Source organism: Bartonella sp. CL434QHHD, from assembly GCF_042195145.1.
In the GTDB taxonomy this organism is placed as follows: Bacteria; Pseudomonadota; Alphaproteobacteria; order Rhizobiales; family Rhizobiaceae; genus Bartonella.
In genome coordinates, this window is sequence record NZ_JBHINT010000035.1 from 1 (window position 1) to 2,813 (window position 2,813).

The 2,813-nt window shown below is 39.4% G+C and carries 3 protein-coding genes and 2 pseudogenes; 2 read left to right on the top strand and 3 right to left on the bottom strand.

Annotated elements, in window-relative coordinates; all coding sequences use genetic code 11:
* Positions 1–246: pseudogene (locus ACFILN_RS06230) on the top strand (integrase); the annotation flags it as partial.
* A gap of 207 nt (positions 247–453) precedes the next feature.
* Entirely contained in the window at positions 454–654 is a 201-nt protein-coding gene (locus ACFILN_RS06235; protein WP_015856172.1) for an AlpA family transcriptional regulator, read from the top strand.
* Between the two features lie 102 nt (positions 655–756).
* On the opposite strand, the gene ACFILN_RS06240 is transcribed toward ACFILN_RS06235, so the two are convergent.
* The 3 genes and pseudogenes from ACFILN_RS06240 to ACFILN_RS06250 all read right to left on the bottom strand — a co-directional run.
* Complete coding sequence (locus ACFILN_RS06240; protein ID WP_375608402.1) at positions 757–1,116, bottom strand: hypothetical protein; 360 nt, start codon at positions 1,114–1,116, stop codon at positions 757–759.
* A gap of 170 nt (positions 1,117–1,286) precedes the next feature.
* Entirely contained in the window at positions 1,287–1,694 is a 408-nt protein-coding gene (locus tag ACFILN_RS06245; RefSeq protein ID WP_375628259.1) for a hypothetical protein, read from the bottom strand.
* A pseudogene (locus tag ACFILN_RS06250) lies at positions 1,691–2,813 on the bottom strand (filamentous hemagglutinin); the annotation flags it as partial. The gene ACFILN_RS06245 and the pseudogene ACFILN_RS06250, both read right to left, overlap by 4 nt.

The following is a 2,813-nucleotide window of genomic DNA, read 5'->3' on the forward strand; positions in this document are numbered from 1 at the left end:
CTTTCACATACGATGATGGCGGCGTATATGAGAAAAAATAAAATTGAAGCTTGCCCCCATGGTTTTCGCTCTAGTTTACGCGATTGGCTAGCAGAAACAACCGATGCCCCCTATGAGGTCGCTGAAACTATTCTAAGTCATACAGTAGGAGGGCAAGTAGAGCGCTCCTATCGTCGTACTGACTATCTAGAACAGCGCCGTGTCTATATGGATAAATGGGCGGCTTATGTCACGGGTCAATCTTAAGATATGGGGTGAATAACCCCATGATCTGTGGATAACTTTAGCTCTCTTGTCTCTCATTCTTTCTCAATAAGATTCATCACGTATCACATCAGAAATTATATGATAAAATATTGTTTTCTATAAATAAAATACCTTCAAAAATGAACCAAAATGTGGTTAATAAATGGTTATGATTTGTTACCATTTTTATAGTGAAAGGATTTTAATATGACAGAAAATGATATTCTTTTAACAGACCGTGAAAGTGCAAAATTGCTTCATATGAGTGTCTCAACTTTCCGCCGTCATGTTACCAATGGCTCTTTACCAAAACCTTTAAAATTTGGTTTTTTATCGCGTTGGTTACAATCAGATCTTTTGAATGTCATCGAGCAAGCAAAACAGCAACGTTATAACGACGCGGCATAAAAAGAAAACCTTGTCACGTAAGAACGGACAAGGCTTTCTCAAGCTCATCAACCTGGTGCTTTATTTGGTGTAAATTCAAGGCTTTCTCTACTGAAGCAAGACTTAAGGTTTGCATTCAAGTTGTTCTGAATGTTTTTTACAATAAGGGCTATTTAAGCGTCTCTCAACACTTCGCTGAGGCATGACAGCACCAGGACGACATATGGGAAGGTTGTCTGATTTATGATTTTCACACCAATCTTGTATTGTAAAGCTAGGGCGAAAACCTGATTGCGCCATACACATTTCAATACTGGCAAATTGATTCAAATCTAGCGCCACAACCTTATTAAGGTCCGGTACTCCACATTCTAAAAGTATTTTATTTCTCCATAATGCTGGAGAAAGTGAGGGAATTGAGTTAACACATCCAGTGATACTTAACAGAGCTATACAACTCAACAGTTTTAAGATTTTCTTCATTATTCCCCTCTTTCAATGGATTTATTTACAATAAAACAGAGCTCATAAGCCTGTTGATATTTTCTGTCACCGCTGCTTAAAACAACGGTGAACAATATTGAGATGATTAGTTGAGAAAACAATCCCACCATTCCAAGCAAAGGCAAGGATGGCAGATTGTTGATCATCACTTAAGGCTTGCATTCATCCGCGTTTTTATACCTTCTACAAAACGGGCTGTTTAAGCGCTTTTCGACACTTCTCTTCGGGATGACAGCACCAGGCTGACAAATGGGGAGGTTTTCCTCTTTAAAAGTATAACACGGACTCCCTCCCCCTTTATAACGGAATCCTGCTTGAATCATACATGTATAAGTTGTTGCTTTTGCATTGATGCTCTGCTTTCTATTTTCTGAATCAGGATCGATAAGACTCGGCATTCCACATTCTAATAAGGCTTTTCCTACCTCAGTAGAATCCGCACCTGACTTCTCCCACATACTCACGTACCCTGGAGCAGGTTTGTCAATGTTTTCAATGTCACATCCAGTAACCGTTAACAAAATGAGCAGGCTTAATAAATTAAAAAACATTTTCATTTTTTGTTCCCTGTTCTCGTTGAATAAAGTTTTTTAAAATCAAATGAACCGTAATTCCATCTACACGCATCACTCGCATCAGCATAACAATTATGGGGGCTCGGGTTAAGGCCCAAGACCGCTCTCCCCATCTCTCTGATTGGATTAGTTGCTATAGTAAATAAACTGTTTGCTGCAAATATCGTCATATAAAAAGGATTTTTTATACCTTTCTCCAAAAGTGAAAAATCTAGATTTAAAGGTGCCTTATAAGCCGTAGGCCAATTGTAACCAATCACTGTACTAATGGGGTCTAACATATGACCTTGTATGTAGATATAATTTTTTTCGCCATCGCTTAGATAATCTACTGTATTGGCCATCGATTGCATGTGAGCCGCCGCTCCAACAAGATAGAAGTCTGTTTTCTTGGCTACACTGTGGATACCATGTTCTTGCAAGTCATTTGCTCCATTGCGTATTGTTAAGGTACCCCGGCTATGCCCACTAACAATAGCATTGTCATTGCCATAACGATAGATAAAATCTTGGAACTTCTTGGTCGAATTACTCAATCCCCAAGTGCTACCCTCCCAAAACTTTTGATAATATGCTACCCCTAATTCTACCAGCACATCATCAGCTTGGGGAAAGTATGTAAAATAAAGGGGACCATTTTTATTAACAGCCAATTGGACAGCATTACCCGCAGCATCATCTGGTGAATTAAAAATGCCATTGTAGAACATATAAACAGCACCATTAGGGCCTTTTTGTAAATGCTTTTCTTCCTCTGGCTTTAAAAAGTGATACAGAGTGATATATTTTCCATCACTGCCTTTTATAGGTTTTCCATTTTCATCGGTTAAATAGAGGACATTGCCATTTTCATCATGCGCAACCTCACCCACTGGATGGTCAACATAAAATGCCATTTTACGAACCCCATCCCATATATCAAACCATTCATCTACCCATTTATTTCTCATACCTAAACGATTACGCAATATATCCTCAAGCGGTGCGACATCTAGCTGTCCTACTGCTTGGTGTGCTGCTGCGGTGTTGCGGTTGAGAGAGCCAATGATTTGTCCAGCATCTTGCCCCATCGCCCTCTGTCCAGTTGTATCAGTAAGGATG

Coding starts and splice junctions, on each gene's coding strand:
- ACFILN_RS06235 (WP_015856172.1), top strand. CDS start 454: ATGACAGAAAATGATATTCTTTTAACAGACCGTGAAAGTGCAAAATTG.
- ACFILN_RS06240 (WP_375608402.1), bottom strand. CDS start 1,116: ATGAAGAAAATCTTAAAACTGTTGAGTTGTATAGCTCTGTTAAGTATC.
- ACFILN_RS06245 (WP_375628259.1), bottom strand. CDS start 1,694: ATGAAAATGTTTTTTAATTTATTAAGCCTGCTCATTTTGTTAACGGTT.